Genomic DNA, 24805 nt, shown 5'->3' with positions numbered 1-24805 from the left:
CATGGTATAGGAGGTGAGGCGTTTGTTATCTAGTATCGGCATCCCTGGCCTAATTCTCATTCTAGTCATTGCGTTAATCATTTTTGGTCCTTCAAAATTACCGGAAATTGGAAGTGCTTTTGGAAACACTTTAAAAGAATTTAAGAAAGCAACAAATGACTTGATCAGCAATGAAAAAGAAGAAAAAACTAACTCTGAAGAGAAAAATAAACTAGTAGGTCTTGAGAAATCCGAAAAGACTGGAAACTAAATAACTTGTTTTACAATTTAATAGAGTAATTTGCTTGGAGGAAATAGTATGAAAAAAATGGGAAAGATATTTTTGACGGGCTGCTTTTCGCTGGCGATGGCTGTCGCTTTTGTCGCAAAGCCCGTTACGGCAGATGCGGAGGAAAAGCTCAAGGAGGGAGAGAAGTTTAAACTCACCATTCTCCAGACGAATGACTTTCATGGTCATCTGGATGACATCGTCACGCTGGATGATGGAACCCTTCATCACAATTCTATTGCGAAGTATGCCACCATCATTGAAAATGTGCGCAATGAAGAGGAGAATGTGCTTCTCGTCGATGGCGGGGATGTCTTCCTGCGCGGCGAGTTTCAGGCGGGTCAAGGAGAGTTGGAGACGTCCCTTTTGAAAGCTTTGGACTATGATGCGATGGCTCTAGGAAACAACGACTTCCGCGTTTACCCTGTCGGGGAGGGCACACCGGACAGCCGTTATGAACAGTTAAAGGATTACCACCGCAACGTGAATTTCCCCATCCTTACTGGTAATGTAATTGACAGGGAAACAGGAAAGTACATTCAGAATGTAAAACCTTGGAAGAGTTTTGCTTTCAATGGCGTTAAAGTCGGCATGATCGGCCTTACATCGATGAAGCCGGAAATTCGCGGTTGGGATGATGTTGCAGACCTCGATTTCATCGAACCGGTTCAAGCGTTGAATACGTTGCTTCCTGAAGTGAGTGAAAAGTCAGACGTTAACATTGTCCTTTCGCATGCCGGAAATCCTGAAGACCATAAGCTGGCTCAGGTTCCCGGAGTTTCAGCGGTAATCGGGGCAGATACACACAAGGTCATCGAAACTCCCGAATACGAATTCAACGGAGAGGTGATGGTGCCAATTACTCAAGCTGGCGGAGAACAAGAACATTATTTGGGCCGCCTGAATTTGACTTTTGAAGTCGTTGACGCCAAAATGACTTTGGTCGAATCCAATGGATTCCTCTACGACGTCACAAATGTTCCGGCAGATCCGGAGATACAAGCGATTATAGACGATTATCGTGCAGATTTGAAAGCGCAATAATCAAGTCTTCATAATGCTATGAGGTAAGGACAAAGCGAGGTTATTCGCTTTGTCCTTTCTATATTAATGATAAAGTAAAGACTGCAAGGGGCTGTCCAGAAAGTCGGTGAAAACTAACTGACTGGTTGCCTTTTTATTTTTGCTCATTTCCCGCCATTTCCACTGACGAGAGTTGAGCTTAGTGTAGAGTTTATCTGTTTAGTTTAGCTTAATTCCACTAATTAATGTGCTAAAAAGGATCGATAGGGAAGAAAGCATTTGTTATGCCATTGAGATTGCGAAGAATTTCACTTAAATTACCATGAAAATAACCTTCAGTAACTGATAAAAAAGACAATAATAAAGAAGCTCCATCCCATCCCATTCCGAAAATAATGGAACCAATAAAAATATTCTTTAACTAAAGAATCAATAGGCTTTTATTCATCTATATAAGTTCCTAAATAAAAGCGGTAAAAAATAATTTATTCCTTTTCGATTTGTGTAGAAAGTGCAGCCTTTTTTATTTGCTGAAAATCGTTTGATAGGGTACTAATGAGTTCATTACCAAGTTTCATTATATAGCTATAAGTTGATTTTAAACAATTCTCGATATCCATAAACAACCAGTTATTTTTTAACCGCTGATGGTCATTATAAATAAAGAAGAAGGGGCTACTGATTACGTATGATTCACATCATATAGTAAATGAGGTGTTAGTTAAAGACGTTTAACTTAACTACAGGTAGCTTCATTAAAAAATCGATTCGAGCAAGGAGATGGTTTTCTTGCACGTAAAAGCGGAAAACTCATTCAATAATTGTCATTTATGCTTTGAAAGTAGATAATACTTTTAAGATATAGGGGATGGTTGCTTTGGATGGTAAACTCTAGTCAGATACCAGTATTTACTCTAAAGTAGATGAGGTGTTTATCGCAGAGAATTTATGCTGATTCGAAATGAAGCAAACCCCTTTTTCAGGCAGGGTGCAACGTTCCGTTGCATCCTGTTTTTATGTTTGTTCTTTTCTTGTTATCACTAGGGTGAGCCATTTTATGTTATAAAAAAAGGCTCTGTTAAAGAATGTTGTTGATTTTCTTGTTGAACTATCAGGGCAGGTAGCTTCATTAATATTGAATTCAAAGGTCGCGATAAACAAAATTTATGGGGTTTGATTTTGCCCAATCTTAAATAATTCACCCGCATACAATAAAACCATGTTACTAAAAAAGAAATGGTTTTATTATAGGGAGTGAAATATTATGGGTAGGGACTCGAAAAGGGATTTATGTAGTGAATTTGCAAGGATTCTTGATGGTGATGCAAGTTTTATGAATGGAGTATGTCTAGTTCAAAGATTTAGAGACATTCCATTTAAAATACTTGGAAGGAGAACTCCTTAGTAAACCCTCAATTTTTCACCTTTGAGAATTTAGATAGTAAAGGAAATGCACTAAATTTAGGTGAAACTGTACTACTTCAAGCCGAGGTAAATCCATTGTTAACAGAATTAAGAGAGAGGGATCTTATTGTAACAGCAGTTCATAATCACTGGTTGTTTGAAAATCCTAGAGCCATGTATATGCATTTTGAATCAATCGAACCACCACTGGAATTTGCTCGAAAAGTTCGAGAAGCATTCAAAGTCTTAAAAGGTTAAGTTGAAAAAATTTAATCAGGAGAGCTGATATAAGATTATGTCTATTGCAACAGGTGCGTTAGTTCATTAAGATGCACTAATGGAGACCTAATAAGGGGTCTCTTTTTTTGTTTAAGATCAACATTAGAGTTTAACAAAGCCTAAAAAAAGAACACAATAAGGAAAAGCATATGTGTAACAAGATGATAAAAAAATAATACACTAATATCGGAGAAGGCATAAATCAAACAAGAAGGATGGGATCCTGATGGTTGATGAAAATAAACAAAAAAACAAACGGGAACAATGGAAAAAGCAAGTTATGAATAATCTGAAGAGGGAAGCTGTCAAAAATATCATAGCAGGAATGGGAGACCTAGCAAGAATAGATGCTAAAGTCAATAATACTTACACTGTATACATCAAGGATGGAAGGATGATAAAGCAACCTACAAATGGGAAGCGTGTTGTCATTAATGGAAAAGTCCAAGATTAACAGAGAAGAGTTAGGAAAAATATTAAGGATTTCTTTATTAATTTAACTCAAGCTCCTCTTCAATTTTTAATAAAGAAATAATGACAAGGAATCACTGCGATTTGGCAGGACCACCACAATTGTTATAGGGATGATTCCCATTCCTGAGCAGCATAAGCAAATAAGGAAGGTAAGGTCATCAAACTTGTAGCTATTTGGACATAGGGTATATAACAACATATAATATGATATAGAAAGAGGGGGGATATTCCCTCTTTTTTTAATTCATCCAAAAATCTGCGATTGAATTGAATGACATTGTGAGGAACTCTGTATTGGATATGTCTTTATGGAATAAATTTCTTCTTCAACAACTAGTTTGGTCGAATCGAAAATCTTTTCTTACTTTTTATCAAATAATCTTTACACATTTGATTTCCATGACAAATGATTTTTTAAAGGATATTTACAGGATAATACATTCAACAATCCTTGTGGTTCCCCTGGTTATTCCAACAATTCGGATTCGTATAAACCTATTCAGGGGTATAACCAATTTCATATGAAACAAATCATTCATTCATTTTTAATATCTTTTAAATGACCGGAACGTACCACTTTAGTTTCTAAATATTTTTCATTAAACTCGGAAATATCTCCCCACAACGGAACTCTGCCTGCTACATTTGCACCTGAGTTTTGAAGGGCTTCTAATTTTCTCGGATTGTTGGTGATAAGAGTCACTGGATTAGAGCGCAGGTTTTTTAACACTCGAATGGCGTCATCATAGTTACGTGCATCATCTACAAATCCAAGCTCCAAATTCGCTTCCACCGTATCCAAGCCTTTTTCTTGCAGAACATAAGCCATGGCTTTACTAAATAATCCGATGCCTCTTCCTTCGTGATTCGCTAAATAAAATAAAGCACCAGATCCATGAGTCGCAATCATTTTCATAGCCTGCTTTAATTGAAAGCCACAATCACAGCGTTTGCTGCCAAATATATCACCAGTATGACAAATACTATGCATCCGGATAAGGGCATCGGAGGAGCTTTGAAAATCTCCATACAGTAACACACTTGATTGCTGCATTTCCGCTAAGTTGGAAGAGGCTAAAGTTTCAATGATCTTTTCTATATTATAAGTACCGTCACCACAAAAATGCCCCGCCATATTCTCACATCGTAACCAGCAATACCACTGGAATATAATTGTTTCGCCCTCTAAGTTAACGGGTAATTTGATTGGGCCGACTAAATAAATGGATGTTTCATCACTTTTAATAACGTTAATTTTATCTTCTAATATCAAAGCCACTTTTTCATTAATCATATAAACTTCCTCCCGAAACTTCTAATACTACGATAACGTTTACTAGTTCATTTCATAATTGTACCCAATCCACTCTTTTGTGAATCTTTTTATAAATAGAAGAAAAGTTTCCTAAATTTAACAACAGCGAAAGACAAGAGCAAAAATCCCTTTTTTTAGTGTGAAAAACCCTATCCATATACTGTAAAACTTGGACAAAAACTCATACAACAACCTCAATGACGCAGAACTGCAGTTTGTACCCATTGTTTTATTCAAGGGGCTAGATAGTGAAATTTTTTTCTGGAACATGCATATAATCGAAGGTGAAAAGGAGTTATTCGGTACTTGGTGATAGTTGAAATTGGAAAACATTTCCGTTAACATATAGTAAGAATCATATTTTAGGAGGTTGTGCATTGGCTTTACAAATCAAAGAAGTTACGAAAAAATTCGGGGAATTCACAGCTGTAAACCAGCTTGATTTAACTATTCCCGAGAAGGAAATGTTCGGTTTTTTAGGCGGGAACGGAGCAGGGAAAACGACTACGTTTCGGATGATACTCGGCCTGCTAGACCCCACTGAAGGGGAAGTTGTCTGGGATGGTAAGAAAATCGATTATACGACCAGTTCAATGATTGGCTATCTTCCTGAGGAACGCGGACTATATCCAAAACTGAAGGTACGCGATCAAATTGTGTATTTGGCTAGATTAAGAGGGATGAATAAACGGGATGCTTTGAAAGAATTGGAGTATTGGCTGGACCGCTTTATGGTACCCGAGTATATCGATAAGCGAGTTGAAGAGCTTTCAAAGGGAAATCAGCAAAAAATCCAGCTGATCGCCTCGATGATTCATAAACCTGAATTACTTATCCTTGACGAACCCTTCAGCGGACTGGATCCAGTGAATGTGGAAATCCTGAAGAAAGCTGTCATTGACTTAAAGGACAGCGGCACGACGATCGTTTTCTCGAGCCATCGCATGGAGCATGTCGAGGAGATGTGCGAGCATCTTTGCATCATGCATAAAGGTTCCCCTGTTGTGGCTGGAAAATTAAAAGAAATCAAGCGTTCTTTTGGTAAAAAGAATGTCTCAATTAAAGCAGATTTTGATCTATCTTTCTTGGATAATTATTCAGGTGTAACAAAAGTCAAGAACACGATGGAAGGGAAAATTCTTCAAGTAACTGGTGAAGATGTGGCTGAGAACATGCTACGTGATCTTGTTCCAAGAGGTTTCGTCCGGAAATTCGAATTGGAAGAACCATCGCTGACGGATATTTTCATTGAAAAAGTAGGTGCCGTCTATGAATAAATTTTGGATTGTCCTTTCCCATACATATCTATCAAAATTAAAGACGAAATCCTTTATCATTTCTACAATCATTATGATGGCACTGATTCTCGTTCTTTCTAATCTTTCGAATCTTATTGATAAATTCGACAGTGATGAACAGGAAAAGGTTGCCGTTATCGATCAGACTGAAGGCAGCTTATTTGATCCTTATAAAAAAGCGGTAGCAGGTGTGAACGATGACCTATCGATAATATCCGCCCAGGATGAAAAGGAAGCGGAGGAAATGGTCAGCGCGGAAGAAATCGTTGGGTATTTGTTAATCGAAAAGGATGAAACTCTCGGCTTCAAGGGAACGTATAAAGCGAATCAAATTTCAGATTCTGCGGTAAGTAATGATTTGCTTTTAGCGCTAACCCAATTGAAGGGTCAAATAACCGCGAAGGAATTGAATTTGACAGAGCAGCAAATCGCTCAATTGAATACGCCGCCAGCATTTGATACGATTGCGCTTCAGAAAAATGCAAAGACGGAAGAGGATCTCAATCAAGCACGAGGTCTCGTGTATGTTCTCCTATTCGTGATTTACTTCGGTGTGTTGATGTATGCAACGATGATTGCAATGGAAGTAGCTACTGAGAAAACATCACGAGTCATGGAAATCCTGATTTCAAGTGTCCCGCCAGTCACACAGATGTTTGCCAAAATAATGGGTGTTGCTTTACTTAGTCTTACTCAAATGATTTTATTTTTTGGGGTGGGCTATTTCTCGATTAAACAAAACTTGACGGGTATGGACGAAGGATTCTTTTCATTTTTCGGTTTCGGCAGTACCGATATCTCAACGATCATTTATGCAATCATCTTCGCTTTGCTTGGGTATTTTCTGTACGCAACTCTTGCGGCATGTCTGGGGTCCGTTGTCAGCAAAATTGAAGATGTCCAGCAAATGATTTCACCGATGACCATGTTGGTTGTCATCGCCTTCATGATTGCGATGTTTGGACTGGGGAATCCGTCAGCCAGTTATATTACGATCACATCATTCATTCCATTTTTCACGCCTATGATCATGTTCTTGCGTGTAGGGATGCTTGAAGTTCCATTCTGGGAAATCGCCATCAGTATTGCAGTCTTGATCTTAACGATTGTTTTACTTGGAATAATCGGAGCAAAAATCTATCGGGGTGGTGTCTTGATGTATGGAAGCTCAAAATCACTGAAAAGCATCAAGAATGCCTTGCAATTATCCAAGAAAAATTAACATGAAACCTGGATCCTTCATTCCCGTTGGAGGTATTCAGGTTTTTTTAAGATAATAATATAGGAACGAAAAGTAGCATAGATATAAGGGAACATAAATATATTCCATTTATGCAACCACGATTAGGAGTGAATTATTATGAGCAATCTGGTAACGTTGACGATAGCTTCAGAAGCGTTTCTCTTGCTATCCTTCATCATTATTATTTTATCAACCAAGAATCCGAAAAGAAATGTTCTCTGGGTCATCCTGTTCATCATTGGAGCTGCACCGCTTCTATATTTAGCCATAGATCATGTGAAAAACGATTATATGGATGCAAATATCGGATTAGGCCTTGCCTTTATGTATACCTGGTTATATAGCGCCGTTGCTTTTATCGTTGCCATCATTCTTTTAGTGAAAAAGAAAAGGAATAATAATATTTCAAAAGAACTGTGATAATCACATTTAGGAATCTTAATTAAATGAAAATTAAAAGACTGAGGATACATGACCTATACCCCGAATAACGGACACACATAAAAAAGTCCCTTATCCGGTTTTTTTTTTGTTTCAATAGGTGTTATGAGAAATGAGTCTCGTTATCGATGGGGACTAAAGAAAATGGCCCCGGTACAATACCGGGACCACCTATTAGCCGCATAGGCGCCTTATTATACTGTCCGAAAAAGGGGCAAAGTTCACTTTACTGGGGCAGTGTCTTTTTATTTAGAAGTAGATGGAGAGATCATCGAAGTAGCCCATCTGTTATCCTGAAGTTCCTTTTTAATATTATTAATACTTATATATAAATTAAAATATTTAATTTTATTTAATTATAATTTATGAGTATACTTAAAATGTAATAATAGTTTAAATATTCAAAATAGTTGGCAAATCAAAGCCTTCTATGTGAGAAAAGGGGTGGAATTCATTTAATGAGTTATAACTTAAACGAAAATCTAAAAAGAAGCGCAAGTAATTTCCCAGAAAGTATCGCTTATATCTATGGAGATAAAAGTGTTACTTATCAAGAACTAAATCAGAAGGTGGATCAACTGGCTGCTGGTCTGTATGTACAAGGAATCAGGAAGGGAGATGGAGTGGCTCTTATTTTAGGAAATAGCCCTGAATTTCTCATTGCGTACTACGGTATTTTACGGCTTGGTGCATTTGTTGTTCCGATCAATCCTTTTTATACCCAAGGGGAAATCAACTACTTATTAGACAATTGTCAAGCCAAAGCGGTCATTACTCATGTATCTGTAGAACCGAAGTTATCTGAAGTAAAAAAGCAATTGGAAAATCTGAAGCTTGTCGTTTATACCGAAGCCGAGGATCAGGAATCGACATGGGAGCATCTCATGGAAACAAGCACAAGCATTAATGCTTATGGAAGCCCTTACATTGATGATGAAGATCTTGCAGTCATTCTATACACATCAGGAACAACCGGGAAACCAAAGGGTGCAATGTTAACGCATCGGAACTTGGTTTCAAATGCGGACTCCATTTCAAAATTATTAGAATTCGGTGATAAAGATCGTGTAGTAGCTGTTCTGCCAATGTTCCATGTATTCTGTATGACAGTTTGTCTGAATGCGCCAATTGCTTGTGGGGCAACAGTCCTTATCCAGCCTAAATTCAGCCCTCATGACGTGGTCAGCATCATTCGAGAAAAAAAGGCAACCGTGTTTGCTGGAGTACCTACGATGTACAGTTTTATCTATCAATTGCCTGAAGCGGTTGCGGAGGATTGCCAATCTATTCGCATGTGTATCTCTGGAGGTGCCTCGATTTCGGCAGAGCTGCTGCATAAATTTGAAAACAAGTTTAATGTTTCTATCTTGGAAGGATATGGGCTTTCGGAAACTGCTCCTCTCGTCGCTATTAATCCATTAAAAGGAACTCGCAAGCCAGGTTCTATCGGCTTGAATATTCCAGCTGTCCAAAGCAAAGTTGTAGGTGAGTTCGGAAAAGAATTGCCGAGAGGAGAAGTCGGAGAATTAGTTGTTCAAGGGCCAAATGTAATGAAGGGATATTTGGGGATGCCGGAAACTACTTCAGCTGCTTTTAATGACGGGTGGTTTTACACTGGTGATCTCGCAACAATGGATGAAGAAGGATACATCTACATTGTTGACCGCAAGAAAGACATTATTATTGTTGGAGGCTACAATGTATATCCTCGTGAAGTGGAGGAAGTCTTGTATCAACATCCTGCTGTAGTAGAGGCTGCCGTAATCGGAGTTCCAGATGAGGAATACGGTGAAAGTGTTAAAGCTTTTGTCGTAGTTAATGATGAGCATATCACCATGAATGACATTATTCAATTCTGTCAGGATAGGCTGGTGAAGTACAAACTTCCTAAACGAGTAGAATTTTTTAAAGAACTGCCTAAGAATTCAACAGGGAAGATTTTGCGCAGAGAGTTAAGAGAATTGACTGAAGTGAAGTAAGAAAAGAACCAACTTATTAAAGGGGGATTAATTATGTCAACCATTTTAAAGGAAAAAGTAAAAGGGCAAGTAGCGTGGAAAGGCACTGATCTGGCTAAAGATGATTCATGGGTTTATTATTTGTCTGAAAAAACGATTGCCTCTCTTGAGAACGCTTTAGTCCATGTTAAACAAAAGGGTTTAAAAGCACCTGATTTTAGCAAAGAGGATTTTCCGATTCCTGAATTATATGAAGAAATCGTTTACTTTGTTGAAGAGCTGGAGAATGGGAGAGGGTTCCTATTAATTCGTGGATTACCTATTGAAAGGTATACAGATGAAGACGTAAGCATCATTTACTGGGGTCTCGGACTTCACATGGGCATTCCGGTATCGCAAAACGCAAATGGTGACCTCTTAGGGCACGTCAAAGATCAAGGTTTTAGCTTAGAAAATTCTAATGTACGTGGTTACCAAACGAAACTGCATCTTCCATTTCATGCTGATGGATCTGATGTTGTTGGATTATTAAGCCTGCGAAAAGGGAGATCTGGAGGGCACAGCAGTATCATAAGTTCGATGACTGTTTACAATGAAATTTTAGAGAAGAACCCGGAATATCTAGGAGTTCTCTGTCGTCCATTTTTCTTTGATCGCCGTGGAGAGGAAGCTCCGGGAGAACCTCCAGTATTTAAATCATCAATCTTTAATTATTATGATGGTAAACTGAGCTGTAGATATGTCCGTTTATTTATCGAATCAGCACAAGCAAAAACTGGCATCCAATTGTCGAAAGTGGAAATTGAGGCCTTAGACTTACTGGATTCCCTCCTTCATGATGAGAATTTGCATTATAACATGATGTTGGAGCCGGGTGATATGCAGTTCGTCAATAATTATACGATTCTGCACTCACGTACTCAATACGAAGACTATGAGGAGCCGGAACGCAAACGTCATCTTTTAAGATTGTGGCTCACAATGCCAAATGGTCGGGAAATTTCCCCTGAATTCGCAATGTTTATTGATGAGAATACGGGTAAACCAGGTCGCGGCGGCGTACCGCAACGTAAAACAACATCTGGCGGTATAGTAGAAACCCTGAAGTGATTTTTATAAAACGTTTAGTAAGAACGAGTGGGAACACCTTTTAAGAACTCAGAAAAAGGTGTTCCTTATATAGTAAAACGTGGGGGATTTACATGACAAGCACTCCAAAATATTCTTGGATTATCTTATTATTTCTTGTACTTAGCGGGATGATCAACCAAGTGGATAAAATAATTATTGGCTTGGTTTCAGTTCCTTTAATGAAAGAGTTACATTTAAGTCCAACGCAATGGGGAGCCGTAGGAAGTTCTTTCTTTTGGTTCTTTACCTTCTCATCTATTATTCTTGGCGGCATGGCAGATTCAAAAAACACGAAAAAAATGTTAACTTGGATGTCCTTGATTTGGTTGATAGTTCAATTTGTTACCCCTTTCGTTAGCAGTTTGTCTATGCTTTTGTTAACCAGAATGATTTTGGGAGCTGGTGAAGGTCCTGCCCCCGCTCTATCCACGGCAATCATGGGAAAATGGTTCCCGAAACATAGGCACGGCATCGGCTTTGGTGCGGTTCTATTAGGAACGACCGGAGGATCTGCGATCGCTTCACCATTATTAATCTCCTTGATTGATCATTATGGATGGAGATCTGCATTTATAGCGATGGGTATTCTGGGACTGATTGTGCTGGTTTTATGGATGATTTTCGGTAAAGAAAGTCCTCAAGAAATCGGCTGTCCGTCGATACAGCATAAGGAGCAGCAATCATCCAGCCTCTCTAAAGTTTCTTGGAGTCAGTTTCTTCCGCATCTGATATCTAAAAATTTTATTCTGATGGTTCTGTGCGGGGGGTGTGCCTATTGGTTATTGTCCGTACAAGCGGTATGGCTTCCGGCCTATTTCACCAAAATTCAACATTTTAATGGTCAAACATTAAAATTAGCCGTGTCTTTACCTTTTCTTTTTGCAGCCTTTTTCCAATTAGGATTTGCCATTCTATCAGATCGGCTCTATCGTAAAACCGGAGATATTCGTAAAGCACGAATAAATCTTGCCGGTATAACGATGATGTTATCCGCTTTATGCTTATACCTAGCAAATGCCGCGAATTCCACGGCGATGTCCATATTGTTCTTCACCCTTGCTCCGGGTTTTGCGTATGTCATTCTTTCACTCGCACCCGCAATATTGATGGAGTTTTTTTCTCCCCAGAATATTGGAAAGGCACAAGGGACGTTCATTGCACTTGCGAGTACTACAAGTATTATTGCTCCACTCGTATTTGGCTATCTTATTCAAAATGCAGCGACTGAAGCTATCGGATACGGATACGCATTTCAAGCCTCTTCTTTAGGGATGCTCATTATCGGATTATTGTTTTGGATCGGTGTACGTCCCGCAAAGGAAAGCCACACAATAATTGAAAAAGATGAGCAAGTGGGTATTAAAGAGATATAAATGTAGATTGAAAGATTCTTAGTAAGATTATATTGATCTAACTTAATTATAAGTTACAAATGATAATTTCATTTAATGAATAATAAATAAGTGTACCATAAATATTGAATTCAAAATATTCGGTCTATTTCAGCGGTATAACAAATATAAAGGAGGAATATGTATGTCAGTTATTTTAAAGGAAAAAATTCAAGGGCGTTCAGCGTGGAAAGGTATCGAACTGGCAAAAGATGATTCATGGATTTATTATTTGTCAGAGAAAACCCTTTCAGCTCTAGAAAAGGCTGTATTACACGTTCAACAAAAAGGGTTAAAGGCTCCCAATTTTAACAAGGAGGATTTCCCTATTCCTGATCTCACTGATGAAATTGTTTATTTTGTTGACGAGCTGGAGAATGGGAGAGGATTTCTATTGATTCGTGGATTACCAATGGATCAATATACCGACGATGAAGCTAGTATCATTTACTGGGGTCTTGGACTACACTTGGGCCTACCGATCATTCAAGGAAAAAAGGGTGACCTCTTAGGGCATATCAAAAACATGGGTAAAGACTTTAATGATAATACAACAGTTAGAGGTTACCAAACGAATGTACGTCTTGACTATCACACAGATCTCGCTGATGTTGTCGGATTACTATGTCTTCGTAAAGCGAAATCTGGCGGTTTGAGCAGTATCGCTAGTGCGATGTCTATCTATAATGAAGTGCTGGATAAACACCCAGAGTACCTTGAAATTCTCTATCGTCCTTTCGCCCATGATCTTCGTGGGGAAGAAGCACCAGGTCAATCTCCAGTAGTTCCATCACCGGTCTTTAGCTATTACGATGGTAAATTAAGCTGCAGATATATGCGTCAATATGTCGAATCAGCACAAACGAAAACAGGTATCTCTTTGTCGAAAGAGGAAATCGAAGCATTTAATTTTATAGATTACCTTACTGCTGATAAAAACTTTCATATTGATATGATGATGGAACCGGGTGATATGCAATTCGTTAATAATTATACCGTTTTTCATTCACGTACACTATTTGTAGACTATGAAGAAGATGACCGCAAACGTCATTTATTAAGATTGTGGCTCATGATGCCAAATGGCCGAAAAATTGCTCCAGGTTTCGAGTTTTATATAGGAGGAGCACCTGTAATTAGATAAAAACCGGTGGTAATAATAATCACCAATATTTCTTGTATGGTGATTTTATTCAACGAAAATAATGAATAAAATCACCATTTTATGTTTCTATAACTGGTTAATTTTTAAAAAAACTGAAGTGAGGATGATGTTTTTTGACAAATTTAGATCCGCAAGCAGAAAAATATTTACAAGCATTTAATCAGCTGCCATCTATTAATACGATGGATCATAAGTCAGTAAGAGAGATGCTTTCTAAAGCACCGTGTTCCGCCGTAAAACTGGAACCGATTTCAAAAGTTGAGGAATTCATGATTCCGGTAAGCCAGGATGAAACAATCAAATGCAGGGTATATATACCGGAAGGGCAAGGTCCTTTCCCTCTATTTATTTACTACCATGGTGGAGGATGGGTTCTAGGAGACATTGAATCATCGGATGCTAGCTGCCGAATGATAGCGAATCGAACGGAAAGTATCGTTGTATCCGTAAACTATCGTCTTTCTCCAGAGTATAAGTTTCCGACTCCAGTAGAAGACGCCTATTCCGCATTGCAATGGGTTTTTGAAAATGGGCCTTCATTTAACGGAGAAGTTTCTCGATTGGTAGTTGGAGGGGATAGCGTAGGTGGAAATCTAGCGACTGTAATTACGATGATGGCTAGAAACAAAAAAGGTCCAAACATCACTGCACAGGTCTTAATCTATCCTGCGACAAATCTTGAGTTCAATACGGAATCCCATCGAACCTTTGCAAAAGGATTTGGTCTTGATCGCGAACAGTTGATTTGGTTCCGTGATCATTATTTAAGGAATATTGAGGACAGATGTAATGAGTATGCTTCCCCCTTGGTAGCTCAAGATTTAAGTGGTCTCCCGCCAGCAATTGTTATTACAGCGGAAAATGATGTGCTTCGGGATGAAGGAATGGCCTATGCTGAACGTCTGAAAGATTTTGGTGTTCAAGTTGAATATGAATGTGAACCCGGGATGGTCCACGGATTTTTTGTACAAATGGATATTTTCTCAAAGAACATAGAATTGACTGTTTCTAGGATCGAGAAGTTCTTGAGTTCCTTAAAATATACAATTGGGATAGATTGAAAGAAAATGTTTTAAATGAAGCGAGCCTCAGAATTTAGTGAGGCTCGCTTTTTAAAATAACCTATTTAATTTTACAAACGAAACAGTAACAATAGTAACCCTAGGCATTTAGTAATAAACGGTATTTCCAATTCCACCGGTTACCGAAATGACATCGCCAGTTATCGATGCCGCCAAAGGTGAAGCTAGGAAGGTAACGACATAAGCAATTTCCTCTGGTGTAATCATGCGGCCGAGGGCATTCATTGATGCTGCCTGGCGTATAGCTTCCTCATTAGTGACACGGCCTCTAAACGTTTCAGTATCGACAATCCCTGGATAAACAGCATTGACAGTAATTTCGTGCTTTCCTAATTCTAATGATGCGGATTTTGTCATATGGACAACAGATGCATTACGAGGTCCGGAACTAAAATAATTGCCGCCAATTCTAGCTGCCAGACCACTTATATTGATAATACGTCCCCAATTATTTTGGATCATATAAGGGGCAACAGCCCGGATACAACGAAAATAGCCCAAATATTTTTCTTCAAAATCTTTCAGGATAAGTTCATCTTTAATGCTGTTAAATTCCTCTGGTTCATGGCCTCCAACACGGGCTCCACTGTTGATTAAAATATCAATGCTTCCCATTTCTGCTGCTGATTTTTCAACTAAATTCAGGATAGAGTCAGGATCATTAGTATCTGCCACGATTGGATAAATACTTCTGTTGGTTTCTTTGGCCAATTCGTCTGCTGCATTCTTTAGTGAAGATTCGTTTCTTGAACAAATCGTACAATCTACACCTTCCAAAGCCAACTGACGGGCAATAGCTTTGCCAATCCCCCTGCTTCCTCCAACGATAAGTGCTTTTTTTCCAGATAATTTTAAGTCCATAGTTCAACCTCCTGTGTCGAATTAACTTGTATTAGACTCTGCTTGAAAGTTATTTATGAGAATATTTAATCATTTCTATCTTTGATTCTACCTATAAATGATAATTATATAAAATTAAAAATTTTAAATTGCACTTAAGTTTTATTAATGTAATGAGATGTGTCATAAGATTGCCATGTACAAGGGTGTTAAATTTTCCATTTATTAGTAAAGGTAATTTGCAGATTAAAAATTTTAATTTTATTTAACTGAAAATTATGAATATAATTAACGGAATAACATTTATAACAGTCAGAAGTTATTTAAAGCGCTTCCATGGAAATGAAGGGGGGAACAAGGAACATCATTAATTAAACAATAATTGTTTGTATAAGGGTGTGAAAGATAGTGGCAGTCGCTTATAAAGTAGGAAAACAGCCCAAACTTTTTCATTAAGTACTATAGTTAAAATTAATTGCCATAGAAAACGAAGGAGGGTTCTCGGTGCCGTCTATTTTAAAGGAAAAAATTCAAGGACCAGTAGCTTGGAAAGGTATTGATTTAGCAAAAGATGATTCATGGATTTATTATTTGTCAGAGAAAACGATTGGAAATCTTGAAAGCGCTTTATTTTATGTAAAACAAAAAGGGTTAAAGGCACCTGATTTTAACAAGGAGGACTTTCCAATTCCGGATCTTTCTGACGAAATAGCTTATTTTATAAACGAGCTGGAAAATGGGAGAGGTTTTCTATTAATTCGTGGCTTACCAATTGAAAAGTATACAGATGAAGAAGCAAGCATCATATACTGGGGTCTCGGAGTCCACCTGGGCATCCCGGTAACGCAAAATGCAAAAGGTGATCTATTAGGGCATGTTGTTGACCAAGGTCTCGACATTAATGATTCAAATGTACGTGGTTACCAAACGAATGCTCATCTTCCCTTTCACCCAGATGGATCTGACGTAGTCGGATTATTAAGCCTTCGAAAAGCTAAAGCTGGAGGTTACAGTAGTATCGTAAGTTCCATCGCTGTTTACAATGAAATTCTGGATAGGTACCCAGAGTATCTTGGAATTCTCTATCTTCCATATTTTTTGGATCGTCGTGGTGAGGAAACACCAGGTGAATCTCCTGTTTATTCATCACCAGTCTTTAGTTATTACGAAGGTAAATTAAGCTGCAGATATAACCGCGGGTATGTCGAATCGGCACAAGCGAAAACAGGGAGATATTTGTCAAAAGTTGAAACTGAAGCATATGACTTAATAGATTCCCTCTTATATGATGAAAACATGCATATTGATATGATGATGGAACCGGGTGATATGCAATTTGTTAATAATTATTCTGTTCTTCATTCACGTACTGTATACGAAGACTATGAAGAACCTGAACGCAAACGTCATTTATTAAGATTATGGCTCACGATGCCAAATGGGCGAGAAATTGCGCCAGACTTCGCGATGTTCATTGATGAGAAAACAGGTAAAGCGGGTCGCGGCGGTATTCCGGTACGTGAAAAAACAGTTGGAGGTATTGCAGATAAAATAAGGTAATGGAATTAATAAATATAAAGAGTTTAGACGGTTAGACACGGAAGATTTACCTTGAACTTTTAAAACACCAATTGATTCATGTTAACGGGATAGAAGGGGAGATTATTAATTTGAAAACACCTAAATATTCTTGGATCATATTATTAATTCTTGTAGCTTCAGGTATGATCAACCAGGTTGATAAGATTATCATTGGTTTGGTTTCTGTTCCTCTAATGAAAGAGTTACATTTAAGTCCTTCACAATGGGGAATTGTCGGGAGTTCGTTTTTTTGGTTCTTTACCTTTTCATCTTTCATTCTAGGGGGAATGGCCGATTCAAGAAATACGAAAAAAATGTTTACTTGGATCTCGTTTGTCTGGTTGATTGTTCAATTTACCACTCCTTTTGTTTCCAGTCTGTCTCTGCTAGTTTTGACAAGAATGGTCTTGGGAGCAGGAGAAGGTCCTGCAGTTGCTATATCAACTTCAATAATAGGAAAATGGTTCCCTAAACATAGACATGGTATAGGCTTTGGTGCTGTTCTCTTTGGAGCAACAATCGGGCCCGCTATTGCTTCGCCATTATTAATCTCCTTGATCAATGGATATGGATGGAGATCTGCTTTTATAGCAATGGGAATTGTTGGACTAATGGTGCTAGTTTTATGGTTGATTCTTGGAAAAGAAAGCCCAAAAGAAATCGGTTCGTATACTTTTGATCAAGAAGATAAGCACTCAATAATTTCTTCTAATGTTTCTTGGCGTCAGTTTCTTCCGTATCTATTATCTAAAAATTTTATTTTTATCGTTTTGTGTGCAGGCTGTGCCTATTGGTTATTGTCCGTTCAAGCGGTATGGTTTCCTGCATATTTTACCGAAATTAAACGTTTTGATGGAAAAATGTTAAAACTTGCAGTGTCTTTACCTTTTCTTTTTGCTGCCCTTTGCCAAATTGTATTTGCCTTGTTATCGGATCGGCTTTATCGCAAAACAGGAGATATTCGTAAAGCACGAATAAATGTTGCAGGGATTACGATGGTGCTATCCGCTATTTGTTTATTTCTTGCAAATGCCTTTAATTCTAGTTCTATTTCCATTCTATTCTTCATCCTTGCTCCGGGTTTTGCGATTGTTATTCTTTCACTCGCCCCCGCCATATTAATGGAATTATTTTCTCCCAAAAACATTGGAAAGGCTCAAGGGACCTATGTGGCTCTATCAAGTTCAACAAGCATTATTGCTCCACTCATATTCGGGTATTTTATCCAGTATGCAGGAACAGAGGCAATTGGATATGGTTATGGCTTCCAAGTAACTTCTTTGGTTATGTTCGTAATCGGATTATTGTTTTGGACCATTGTCCGTCCTGTGAACCAAAATCAGATAAAACCTAAGGAACAAGTTATTGTATAAAAATCATTAATAGGTGAATCAAGGAGGGAAATAAACTATGTGTAAAAATGAAAAGGCCGTTTCTGAGATGGACTGTTGTGTATTGTGTCGTGAAGAATTAGCTATTATGGAGCGAAATCGCAGCAAGTGCTGGAGTTGTCAGGATAAGATAACCGAGACTTACGCTGATGATCATATTGAAGTAGAGGATTAAGCAATTTAGTTAGTTTCGTAACATGATTTGAACTGTACCCCGGATAACGGACACACATAAAAAAGTGTCCCTTATCCGGGTTTTCTTTGTTCAATAGGTTTAAAGAGTATGGAAGGAGGGTTTCCATGAGAAAGAATATATATACTCTGAATTTCAGATTAAAGAACTTAAAAAGAATCCTACTATCATAAGTGCTTCAGAGCGGCCTATCTCCTAAAATATTGAATTTAAAACAAAAGCTGTTAAGGAATATAATAAGGGGAAATCCCCTTCTCAAATTTTCTTGGAACATGGATTTAATTTCGAAATAATTGGTAAGGAACAACCTAAGCGTTGTCTACATCGCTGGTATGATACCTTTGAAAGGTTTTGGTGAGGAAGGCTTTTCTTAAGGAACACAGTGGAAAAGGAAGTATAAGACGCCCTTCTTCCAAGCCGCAGTTTGTAGTGGGTCAACTTAAGAATGCCGAAGCGAGAATCAAATTCCTTGAAGCAGAAAATGAGTTTCTAAAAAACTGGAAGAGTTAGAAAGGCGGGCAGTAACAATTGTGGGGTGGATGATTGGGAATGGGGTTACTGCTTACCAATAAAAAAGATTAAGAAAATAGTAGGTGAGAACAAGATCTTTGAAAAGCAATTTTTAAGTGGAGAATTGGAAGTAGAGCTTGTTGATTTTACTCCTGAGGGAATGTTTCTTGCTGAAACTCAAGAAGGTGTTTCACTTGATGAAGTGATGGAAGACATGTGGTAAAGGGGATCGCCAAAAGGCTTCTAGTACAAGGTAAAGAGATAACACTGCTAATTCCTGTTAGGGTAGAGATAGATTTTTAAAAAGAGAAGCTTTTCGCCCACTTTGAGACGAAGAGCCTTCTCTTTTTTTCTTTTTTAATTCTTAATAATTTCTGATTTTAAATAATGAGTATATTTGTTGGCAAAAGTGGACAAATGTTTATTCTCTGATCGAACTAATCCTAAAGAAATATTTACAGTCGGATGATACACCAAATCAATTGGAACGATATCGCCATTAATGATAAGGGGATAGTTTTTCATTACGAAATCAGGAGCAAATGTAATTGCCAAATTTTCATTGACGGCTTGGAGAACTCCATCCATATTATTTGAAGTAAATAAGATTTTCAAGGGCTTATATTTATGAAAGAATTCTTGTACAAAATACTGCATAAATTCACCCTTATATGTCACGAGAGTTTGATCAAGTATATCATGCGGAGTTATAGTACCAAGTATGGCTAAAGGAGAATGCTTAGAAACATATACTTTCTGCTTCCCTTCGATTAATGCTTCAAAAGCTATTCCTTCCATGTTTATGCTCAAATCACTTGAATACGTAATCAGTCCAATGTCAGTCTTGTGCTGTCGAACATCTTCAATTACGGCAGATCCACTTTTATCGGCAACCTCCAAATTTACGTGCGGATAATCATGTCTAAACGATGCTATCGCTTTTACCAGGAACGTCATCAATCCGGGTAATGACGATATTTTTAGTTCCCCCACTTCCGTGGAATTCAATAAGTTAGCAGTCTCTTTTATTTCCTCAAGTTTTTTTTGTACTTCATAGGCGAGTTTCAGAATGATTCTTCCTTCATCGGTTGGGACAGCGCCGTGTCCCCGTGACCGCTTAAGAACTTTAATCCCCAACTCCTTTTCCAAGTTGGTTATGGACTGGCTGATGTTGGATTGAGTCACATGTAGATTCTGTGCTGCGATAGACAGAGAACTGTATTTTGCGACTTCTACGATATATAGTAATTGTTCAATATTCATGACTGTTCTCCTTTTTAATATTAGTAATACTTACTTACCACATTAAAATCTTTAATTTTATTTAATTATAATTTATTAGTATAATCAATATCAATAACATTTAAAATTCTTTGAATATTCTAAATAACAGGAGGAGAAATAGAATGTCATTGAACCAATTGTTTGATTTAAATGGTAAGACAGCAATCGTTACCGGAGGCGGAAGCGGGTTAGGGCGTGTAATGGCACTGGCGTTGGCAGAGGCCGGAGCAAACGTTGTTGTATGTTCACGGCGTTCAGAGGTTTGCGAAGCAGTTGTAAAAGAAATCGAGGCGTTAGGAAGACAGGCACTTGTTCTATCATTGGATGTCACAGATCGGGAATCTGTCGTTCAATGTGTTGAGAAAGCGGTTTCTCATTTTGGGAAAATCGAAATTTTAGTCAACAGCAGCGGAACAGTTTTTGAGTCTCCTGCTACGGATATGCCTTTAGAACAATGGCAAGCTATGCTGGATACAAATGTGACAGGAACATTCTTGATGTGTCAGGCAGTTGGAAAACATATGATAAATAATGAATACGGTAAAATCATTAATATTTCTTCTAGTATCGGCTTTAAAGGTGTTGACCCGGAAGCTGTAGATTCTGTCGGATATACAACCAGTAAGGGTGCAGTCATGACTTTAACGAAGGATCTAGCAGTTAAGTGGGGCCGACATGGAGTGTATGTAAATTCAATTGCTCCAGGAGTTTTCACTACAGGAATGAATAACCCAGAAATACCGGGAACACTTGTACACAAAGCAGGCCCTTTCATTGCCTCACAAGTTCCAGTTAGAAGATTAGGCAGTGACAATGATTTGGTAGGTGCACTCCTTTACTTTGCTTCAGCGGCATCTGATTATTGTACTGGACATATTTTGACTCTTGATGGGGGACTTGGGGCTAAGTAAATTTCATCTAAATAACGTGGTTGCGTAAATTAACCATACTTAATTGCAATTAAAAAATATCGATTTTACTTAATTGATAATTACGAATATACTGAATTTAATAAATTTTGACTATTTAATTTGCTTGTTGATGAAAGCGAAAACAATAAGCGAATTTAATAAATATTTATTGGAAGAGGGGATTTTAAGTGAGTAATTTAAAAGATGTAAAAGAAGTAGAAGTATTTCATGCAGGTAATGTTAGTGTAGATGAATTGCCTTGGGTTCCATATTTTGGAGATGCGAAATTTAAATTGCTAAAAGCCAACCCTGTGACAGGACAGACGGTTACGTTATTATGTGTTCCTGCGAAAATGCAGCTTCCGGCCCATTTCCATCCTGGAACAGTCATTGTGTATACCGTCCAAGGGACTTGGAGATATCTCGAGGAGCCTTGGATCTCCAAACCTGGTGACATGGTTTATGAGCCTGCAGGCTCCAAACATACGCCGATAGCTGTAGGGGATGAAGATGTTATCACCTTCAATATTGTAGAAGGAACATTAGACTATTTGGGTGAAGAAGGAGAAATTGTTGCCAGAGACAATTGGGAAACATTCCTGAAAAGATACTATGAACATTGCGCGGCTGAAGGAATTGAACCTATTGATGTGACTAAATTTTGATAGTTAGATTTATAAAAAAAGGAGAAGCCCTGCGTCCAAATGACGAAGAGGCTTCTCTTTTTCTGGGCTTTTTCTTTAAATATTAGTGATAATAATTTATACATTAATATTTTTAATTTTATTTAATTAAAACTTATAAGTATAATCATTAATATAATAAATATTTTAAAAATTTTTAATATTCTTATTTAATAGATAATAACGTTAGGAGGAATAATGATAAATGACAGCAGAGACGGTTTTGATTACTGGTGCTACAAAAGGGATTGGATATGAATTCACAAAAGTTTTTGCAGAGCATTGTTATAACTTGGTATTAGTTGCCAGAGATTCGGTGTTGTTGGAACAACAAGCCGAGAGTTTAAAAAAGGAATATGGCGTGCAAGTGAATACTTTTGCCGGCGATTTGAGCAGTTATACAACGGTAGAGGGCTTGCATCGATACTTGAAAAGCGAAGGAATCGACATTGATATTTTGATTAATAATGCTGGAGCTGGCGGATTAGGGTTGATGACGGAATTGGATATTCAAAAAGAAATGGAATACCTGCAGCTCAACATGATCTCGCTCACGTATTTGACTAGACTTATTGCGGATGACATGGTGAAACGAAAGCAAGGTAAAATTTTAAACGTGGCTTCAACAGCAGCCTTTCAGCCAACCCCACGGATGTCGATGTATGGGGCCAGCAAATCTTACGTCTTATTCTTTACGGAAGCAATTGCGGAAGAACTTAAAGGAACCGGAGTTCAAGCTTCTGTATTATGTCCCCCTTCTACCAAAACGCCGCTTACGCAAGGGTTGGCTTCAACAAGAACAAAAATTTTCATTAAGAACTTAATAGAACCTCAAGTTGTTGCCAAGTGCGGATATGAAGGGTTAATGAAGAATAAAACTGTGATCATTCCAGGCTTTAAAAATAAACTCATGGCTAAATCTGTGGGATTGCTGCCAAGGAAATGGGTAACCATCTATTCCCGTAAGCTTATCGAACAAAAAGTGTAAAGAGCATTAAAGTCCTATACTTGACAAGGTTTGGAGCTTTTAAAAATAGTATCTTTATAGATTTACGATGGCAAATAGCTTACATAGTTTTTCAGAAGAAATCATGATTGGAATTATAAAATCAAAAAAGGGGACTAATAATGAATTTTTTATTATCTAAGGAACATCAGATGATGCAAAAAATGGTGCGAGAGTTTGCTCTATACGAATGTGAACCTACTGCTGCTCAACGTGATGAAGAGGAATACTTTGATATCAAGATTTGGCACAAGATGGCGGAACTTGGTTTATGCGGCATTCCTTGGCCAGAAGAGTATGGAGGTGCAGGTGCCGATTACTTGAGTTATGTGATCACGGTGGAGGAATTGTCTCGAGTGGACGCTTCAATTGGGACTGTACTTTCCGCACATACATCGTTAGCCGGATGGCCAGTTTACAAGTTTGGAACGGAACATCAAAAGCAAAAATATTTGCGGGCAATGGCGGAAGGAAAGAACATGGGTGCGTATTGCTTGACGGAATCTGGATCCGGATCAGATGCCAGTGGAATGAGAACAACAGCCGTTCTAGACGGAGATGAATGGGTCTTGAACGGATCGAAGATTTTTATCACCAACGGAGGCAATGCCGACACTTATATCGTTTTCGCACAGACCAACTCGGCACTAAAGCATAAAGGCATTTCTGCGTTTATTGTGGAAAAGGGCTTCCAAGGTTTCTCGGTAGGAAAGAAGGAAAAAAAGCTAGGCATTCGCTCTTCCGCCACGACAGAGGTCATTTTTGAGGACTGCCGCGTTCCAAAGGATAATCTTTTGGGCCAAGTGGGTGAAGGGTTCCAGATTGCCATGATGACTCTCGACGGCGGTCGGAACGGAATCGCTTCCCAAGCTGTTGGAATCGCTCAAGGAGCATTTGATAATGCTGTCGCATTTGCAAAGGATCGCGTCCAATTTGGAAAACCGATTAGCTCACTTCAAGCTATTCAATTCAAATTAGCCGATATGGCCACAAAAATCGAAGCCGCCCGTTTATTGACGTATCAGGCAGCATGGCGTGAGGATCAAGGAATTCCTTACGGACTTCAGTCTGCCATGTCCAAACTATTTGCTGGAGACACCGCCATGGAAGTAGCGGTGGAGGCTGTTCAAGTATTCGGCGGATATGGATACACAAGGGAATACCCGGTAGAACGATATATGAGAGATGCTAAAATCACCCAAATCTATGAAGGGACGCAAGAGATTCAGCGTCTTGTTATTGCCGGAAATCTGCTTAAAGCATAGAAAAAACTCAAAATTAACGAAAACAGGAATGGTAATCAATTAAAAACCGGCGAATGGGCTTGCAAACGTGAAAGATTTACTTGTGCGCGAGTTAGAGCCTTACAGCGTGACAGTGGGAAAAGGAAAAATAAAAGAATTGATGATTGCAATAGGGGATGATAACCCATTTTTCTACAGCTTGGAGTCAGCTAAGGATGCCGGTTATGATGGTATTCCTGTTCCGCTCACTTTCTTGCAAATCATTGATTACCATGGCAGTTATGGCTTTCAAGAGAAAATGGAGGTTTGTTGGCAAAGTGGTAGAGAAAAAAGGCTGATAACGTAGTTGTGGGTGAAGTACAGGTATAAAACAGTGAAGGTGACATAAAAGTCTCTGGAATTTTTGAAGCGGTTTTGCCATGAAGCGATTTGTAAATCCAATCTTATAGCTCGTTGCCGTCCCGAATTGATGGAACACAACCGCTTCAGGAATTGGCGGATGTGCAGGTGCCACTCAGCATTTAGCCGGGAAGTCTAACTCTAAAGTTGTCGCTGCGATTAACAAAGATCCCGAAGCCCGTATCTTTCAAATAGCGGACTACGGCATTGGGGGATGTTTGAGGTGATCCCGTTTCTAACGAAAGAAATTAAAAAAGTACTAGTAAACTCTTAAACAGATCTGGAATAGAA

The 24805-nt window shown here is 38.4% G+C and carries 22 protein-coding genes and 3 pseudogenes; 22 read left to right on the top strand and 3 right to left on the bottom strand.

What is annotated here, in order from left to right; all coding sequences use genetic code 11:
* The first annotated feature begins 22 nt into the window (after nucleotides 1–22).
* From tatA to V3595_RS07845, 4 genes and pseudogenes are all read left to right on the top strand, one after another.
* Nucleotides 23–250, top strand: a complete 228-nt coding sequence (tatA, locus tag V3595_RS07860; protein ID WP_485906371.1) for a twin-arginine translocase TatA/TatE family subunit — start codon at nucleotides 23–25, stop codon at nucleotides 248–250.
* Between the two features lie 48 nt (nucleotides 251–298).
* Nucleotides 299–1312 carry a bifunctional metallophosphatase/5'-nucleotidase gene (locus tag V3595_RS07855; RefSeq protein ID WP_485906369.1) on the top strand — a complete coding sequence of 338 codons (1014 nt, stop codon included), beginning with the start codon at nucleotides 299–301 and terminating at the stop codon, nucleotides 1310–1312.
* A gap of 1243 nt (nucleotides 1313–2555) precedes the next feature.
* Nucleotides 2556–2953, top strand: a pseudogene (locus tag V3595_RS07850) (DUF1259 domain-containing protein).
* Nucleotides 2954–3200: 247 nt separating this feature from the next.
* Nucleotides 3201–3428 carry a hypothetical protein gene (locus V3595_RS07845; protein ID WP_485906367.1) on the top strand — a complete coding sequence of 76 codons (228 nt, stop codon included), beginning with the start codon at nucleotides 3201–3203 and terminating at the stop codon, nucleotides 3426–3428.
* Nucleotides 3429–3983: 555 nt separating this feature from the next.
* Here V3595_RS07845 and V3595_RS07840 read toward each other — a convergent pair.
* The gene (locus V3595_RS07840) at nucleotides 3984–4742 is read right to left on the bottom strand and encodes a GTP cyclohydrolase II (protein WP_485906365.1); all 759 of its coding nucleotides are present in this window, start codon (nucleotides 4740–4742) and stop codon (nucleotides 3984–3986) included.
* Nucleotides 4743–5140: 398 nt separating this feature from the next.
* Here V3595_RS07840 and V3595_RS07835 point away from each other — a divergent pair, with 398 nt between their 5' ends.
* The 8 genes from V3595_RS07835 to V3595_RS07800 all read left to right on the top strand — a co-directional run bounded on the left by V3595_RS07835 (nucleotide 5141) and on the right by V3595_RS07800 (nucleotide 14451).
* A complete protein-coding gene (locus tag V3595_RS07835; RefSeq protein WP_230176469.1) occupies nucleotides 5141–6040 on the top strand; it encodes an ABC transporter ATP-binding protein in 900 nt (299 codons plus the stop codon).
* Nucleotides 6033–7283, top strand: a complete 1251-nt coding sequence (locus V3595_RS07830) for an ABC transporter permease (protein WP_485906363.1) — start codon at nucleotides 6033–6035, stop codon at nucleotides 7281–7283. Before V3595_RS07835 ends, V3595_RS07830 begins: the two co-directional genes overlap by 8 nt.
* Before the next feature lie 138 nt (nucleotides 7284–7421).
* Nucleotides 7422–7724 (top strand): hypothetical protein, encoded by a 303-nt coding sequence (locus V3595_RS07825; RefSeq protein ID WP_485906361.1) that lies wholly within the window; start codon nucleotides 7422–7424, stop codon nucleotides 7722–7724.
* Between the two features lie 479 nt (nucleotides 7725–8203).
* A complete protein-coding gene (locus V3595_RS07820; protein ID WP_485906359.1) occupies nucleotides 8204–9724 on the top strand; it encodes a long-chain-fatty-acid--CoA ligase in 1521 nt (506 codons plus the stop codon).
* A gap of 33 nt (nucleotides 9725–9757) precedes the next feature.
* Entirely contained in the window at nucleotides 9758–10813 is a 1056-nt protein-coding gene (locus V3595_RS07815; protein WP_485906357.1) for a TauD/TfdA family dioxygenase, read from the top strand.
* A gap of 92 nt (nucleotides 10814–10905) precedes the next feature.
* Nucleotides 10906–12207 (top strand): MFS transporter, encoded by a 1302-nt coding sequence (locus tag V3595_RS07810; protein ID WP_485906356.1) that lies wholly within the window; start codon nucleotides 10906–10908, stop codon nucleotides 12205–12207.
* Nucleotides 12208–12370: 163 nt separating this feature from the next.
* Nucleotides 12371–13369: a TauD/TfdA family dioxygenase gene (locus tag V3595_RS07805; protein ID WP_485906354.1), complete on the top strand. Its 999-nt coding sequence runs from the start codon at nucleotides 12371–12373 to the stop codon at nucleotides 13367–13369.
* 134 nt (nucleotides 13370–13503) lie between these two features.
* Nucleotides 13504–14451 carry an alpha/beta hydrolase gene (locus V3595_RS07800; RefSeq protein WP_485906352.1) on the top strand — a complete coding sequence of 316 codons (948 nt, stop codon included), beginning with the start codon at nucleotides 13504–13506 and terminating at the stop codon, nucleotides 14449–14451.
* A gap of 108 nt (nucleotides 14452–14559) precedes the next feature.
* Here the strand turns inward: V3595_RS07800 and V3595_RS07795 are convergent, their stop codons facing one another.
* Nucleotides 14560–15333 carry an SDR family NAD(P)-dependent oxidoreductase gene (locus V3595_RS07795; protein WP_485906350.1) on the bottom strand — a complete coding sequence of 258 codons (774 nt, stop codon included), beginning with the start codon at nucleotides 15331–15333 and terminating at the stop codon, nucleotides 14560–14562.
* Nucleotides 15334–15816: 483 nt separating this feature from the next.
* Here V3595_RS07795 and V3595_RS07790 point away from each other — a divergent pair, with 483 nt between their 5' ends.
* The 4 genes and pseudogenes from V3595_RS07790 to V3595_RS07775 form a co-directional block, all read left to right on the top strand.
* Nucleotides 15817–16872: a TauD/TfdA family dioxygenase gene (locus V3595_RS07790; RefSeq protein WP_485906348.1), complete on the top strand. Its 1056-nt coding sequence runs from the start codon at nucleotides 15817–15819 to the stop codon at nucleotides 16870–16872.
* A 110-nt stretch (nucleotides 16873–16982) separates the two neighbouring features.
* On the top strand, nucleotides 16983–18266 hold the full coding sequence (locus V3595_RS07785; RefSeq protein ID WP_485906346.1) for an MFS transporter: 1284 nt from the start codon (nucleotides 16983–16985) through the stop codon (nucleotides 18264–18266).
* Nucleotides 18267–18303: 37 nt separating this feature from the next.
* Nucleotides 18304–18459: a hypothetical protein gene (locus V3595_RS07780; RefSeq protein ID WP_158226103.1), complete on the top strand. Its 156-nt coding sequence runs from the start codon at nucleotides 18304–18306 to the stop codon at nucleotides 18457–18459.
* A 538-nt stretch (nucleotides 18460–18997) separates the two neighbouring features.
* Nucleotides 18998–19174: pseudogene (locus V3595_RS07775) on the top strand (succinyl-CoA--3-ketoacid-CoA transferase); the annotation flags it as partial.
* 170 nt (nucleotides 19175–19344) lie between these two features.
* On the opposite strand, the gene V3595_RS07770 reads toward V3595_RS07775, so the two are convergent.
* Nucleotides 19345–20250, bottom strand: coding sequence for a LysR family transcriptional regulator (locus tag V3595_RS07770; protein ID WP_485906345.1), 906 nt, complete (start codon nucleotides 20248–20250; stop codon nucleotides 19345–19347).
* 143 nt (nucleotides 20251–20393) lie between these two features.
* On the opposite strand from V3595_RS07770, the gene V3595_RS07765 reads away from it, so the two are divergent.
* The 6 genes and pseudogenes from V3595_RS07765 to V3595_RS07740 form a co-directional block, all read left to right on the top strand.
* Nucleotides 20394–21182 carry an SDR family NAD(P)-dependent oxidoreductase gene (locus tag V3595_RS07765; protein WP_485906343.1) on the top strand — a complete coding sequence of 263 codons (789 nt, stop codon included), beginning with the start codon at nucleotides 20394–20396 and terminating at the stop codon, nucleotides 21180–21182.
* 188 nt (nucleotides 21183–21370) lie between these two features.
* Entirely contained in the window at nucleotides 21371–21847 is a 477-nt protein-coding gene (locus V3595_RS07760; RefSeq protein ID WP_485906342.1) for a 2,4'-dihydroxyacetophenone dioxygenase family protein, read from the top strand.
* Nucleotides 21848–22070: 223 nt separating this feature from the next.
* The gene (locus tag V3595_RS07755) at nucleotides 22071–22853 is read left to right on the top strand and encodes an SDR family NAD(P)-dependent oxidoreductase (RefSeq protein WP_485906340.1); all 783 of its coding nucleotides are present in this window, start codon (nucleotides 22071–22073) and stop codon (nucleotides 22851–22853) included.
* A 140-nt stretch (nucleotides 22854–22993) separates the two neighbouring features.
* Complete coding sequence (locus V3595_RS07750; protein ID WP_485906338.1) at nucleotides 22994–24136, top strand: acyl-CoA dehydrogenase; 1143 nt, start codon at nucleotides 22994–22996, stop codon at nucleotides 24134–24136.
* A 67-nt stretch (nucleotides 24137–24203) separates the two neighbouring features.
* Nucleotides 24204–24461: an FAS1-like dehydratase domain-containing protein gene (locus V3595_RS07745; protein ID WP_485906337.1), complete on the top strand. Its 258-nt coding sequence runs from the start codon at nucleotides 24204–24206 to the stop codon at nucleotides 24459–24461.
* Nucleotides 24462–24612: 151 nt separating this feature from the next.
* Nucleotides 24613–24788, top strand: a pseudogene (locus V3595_RS07740) (electron transfer flavoprotein subunit alpha/FixB family protein); the annotation flags it as partial.
* Between the last annotated feature and the right edge of the window lie 17 nt (nucleotides 24789–24805).

Source organism: Bacillus sp. CFBP9009, from assembly GCF_036541465.1.
In the GTDB taxonomy this organism is placed as follows: domain Bacteria; phylum Bacillota; class Bacilli; order Bacillales; family DSM-1321; genus Peribacillus.
This window is presented reverse-complemented; position numbering and strand designations above follow the sequence as displayed.

Coding starts and splice junctions, on each gene's coding strand:
- V3595_RS07855 (WP_485906369.1), top strand. CDS start 299: ATGAAAAAAATGGGAAAGATATTTTTGACGGGCTGCTTTTCGCTGGCG.
- V3595_RS07845 (WP_485906367.1), top strand. CDS start 3,201: ATGGTTGATGAAAATAAACAAAAAAACAAACGGGAACAATGGAAAAAG.
- V3595_RS07840 (WP_485906365.1), bottom strand. CDS start 4,742: ATGATTAATGAAAAAGTGGCTTTGATATTAGAAGATAAAATTAACGTT.
- V3595_RS07830 (WP_485906363.1), top strand. CDS start 6,033: ATGAATAAATTTTGGATTGTCCTTTCCCATACATATCTATCAAAATTA.
- V3595_RS07825 (WP_485906361.1), top strand. CDS start 7,422: ATGAGCAATCTGGTAACGTTGACGATAGCTTCAGAAGCGTTTCTCTTG.
- V3595_RS07820 (WP_485906359.1), top strand. CDS start 8,204: ATGAGTTATAACTTAAACGAAAATCTAAAAAGAAGCGCAAGTAATTTC.
- V3595_RS07815 (WP_485906357.1), top strand. CDS start 9,758: ATGTCAACCATTTTAAAGGAAAAAGTAAAAGGGCAAGTAGCGTGGAAA.
- V3595_RS07810 (WP_485906356.1), top strand. CDS start 10,906: ATGACAAGCACTCCAAAATATTCTTGGATTATCTTATTATTTCTTGTA.
- V3595_RS07805 (WP_485906354.1), top strand. CDS start 12,371: ATGTCAGTTATTTTAAAGGAAAAAATTCAAGGGCGTTCAGCGTGGAAA.
- V3595_RS07795 (WP_485906350.1), bottom strand. CDS start 15,333: ATGGACTTAAAATTATCTGGAAAAAAAGCACTTATCGTTGGAGGAAGC.
- V3595_RS07780 (WP_158226103.1), top strand. CDS start 18,304: ATGTGTAAAAATGAAAAGGCCGTTTCTGAGATGGACTGTTGTGTATTG.
- V3595_RS07770 (WP_485906345.1), bottom strand. CDS start 20,250: ATGAATATTGAACAATTACTATATATCGTAGAAGTCGCAAAATACAGT.
- V3595_RS07765 (WP_485906343.1), top strand. CDS start 20,394: ATGTCATTGAACCAATTGTTTGATTTAAATGGTAAGACAGCAATCGTT.
- V3595_RS07755 (WP_485906340.1), top strand. CDS start 22,071: ATGACAGCAGAGACGGTTTTGATTACTGGTGCTACAAAAGGGATTGGA.
- V3595_RS07750 (WP_485906338.1), top strand. CDS start 22,994: ATGAATTTTTTATTATCTAAGGAACATCAGATGATGCAAAAAATGGTG.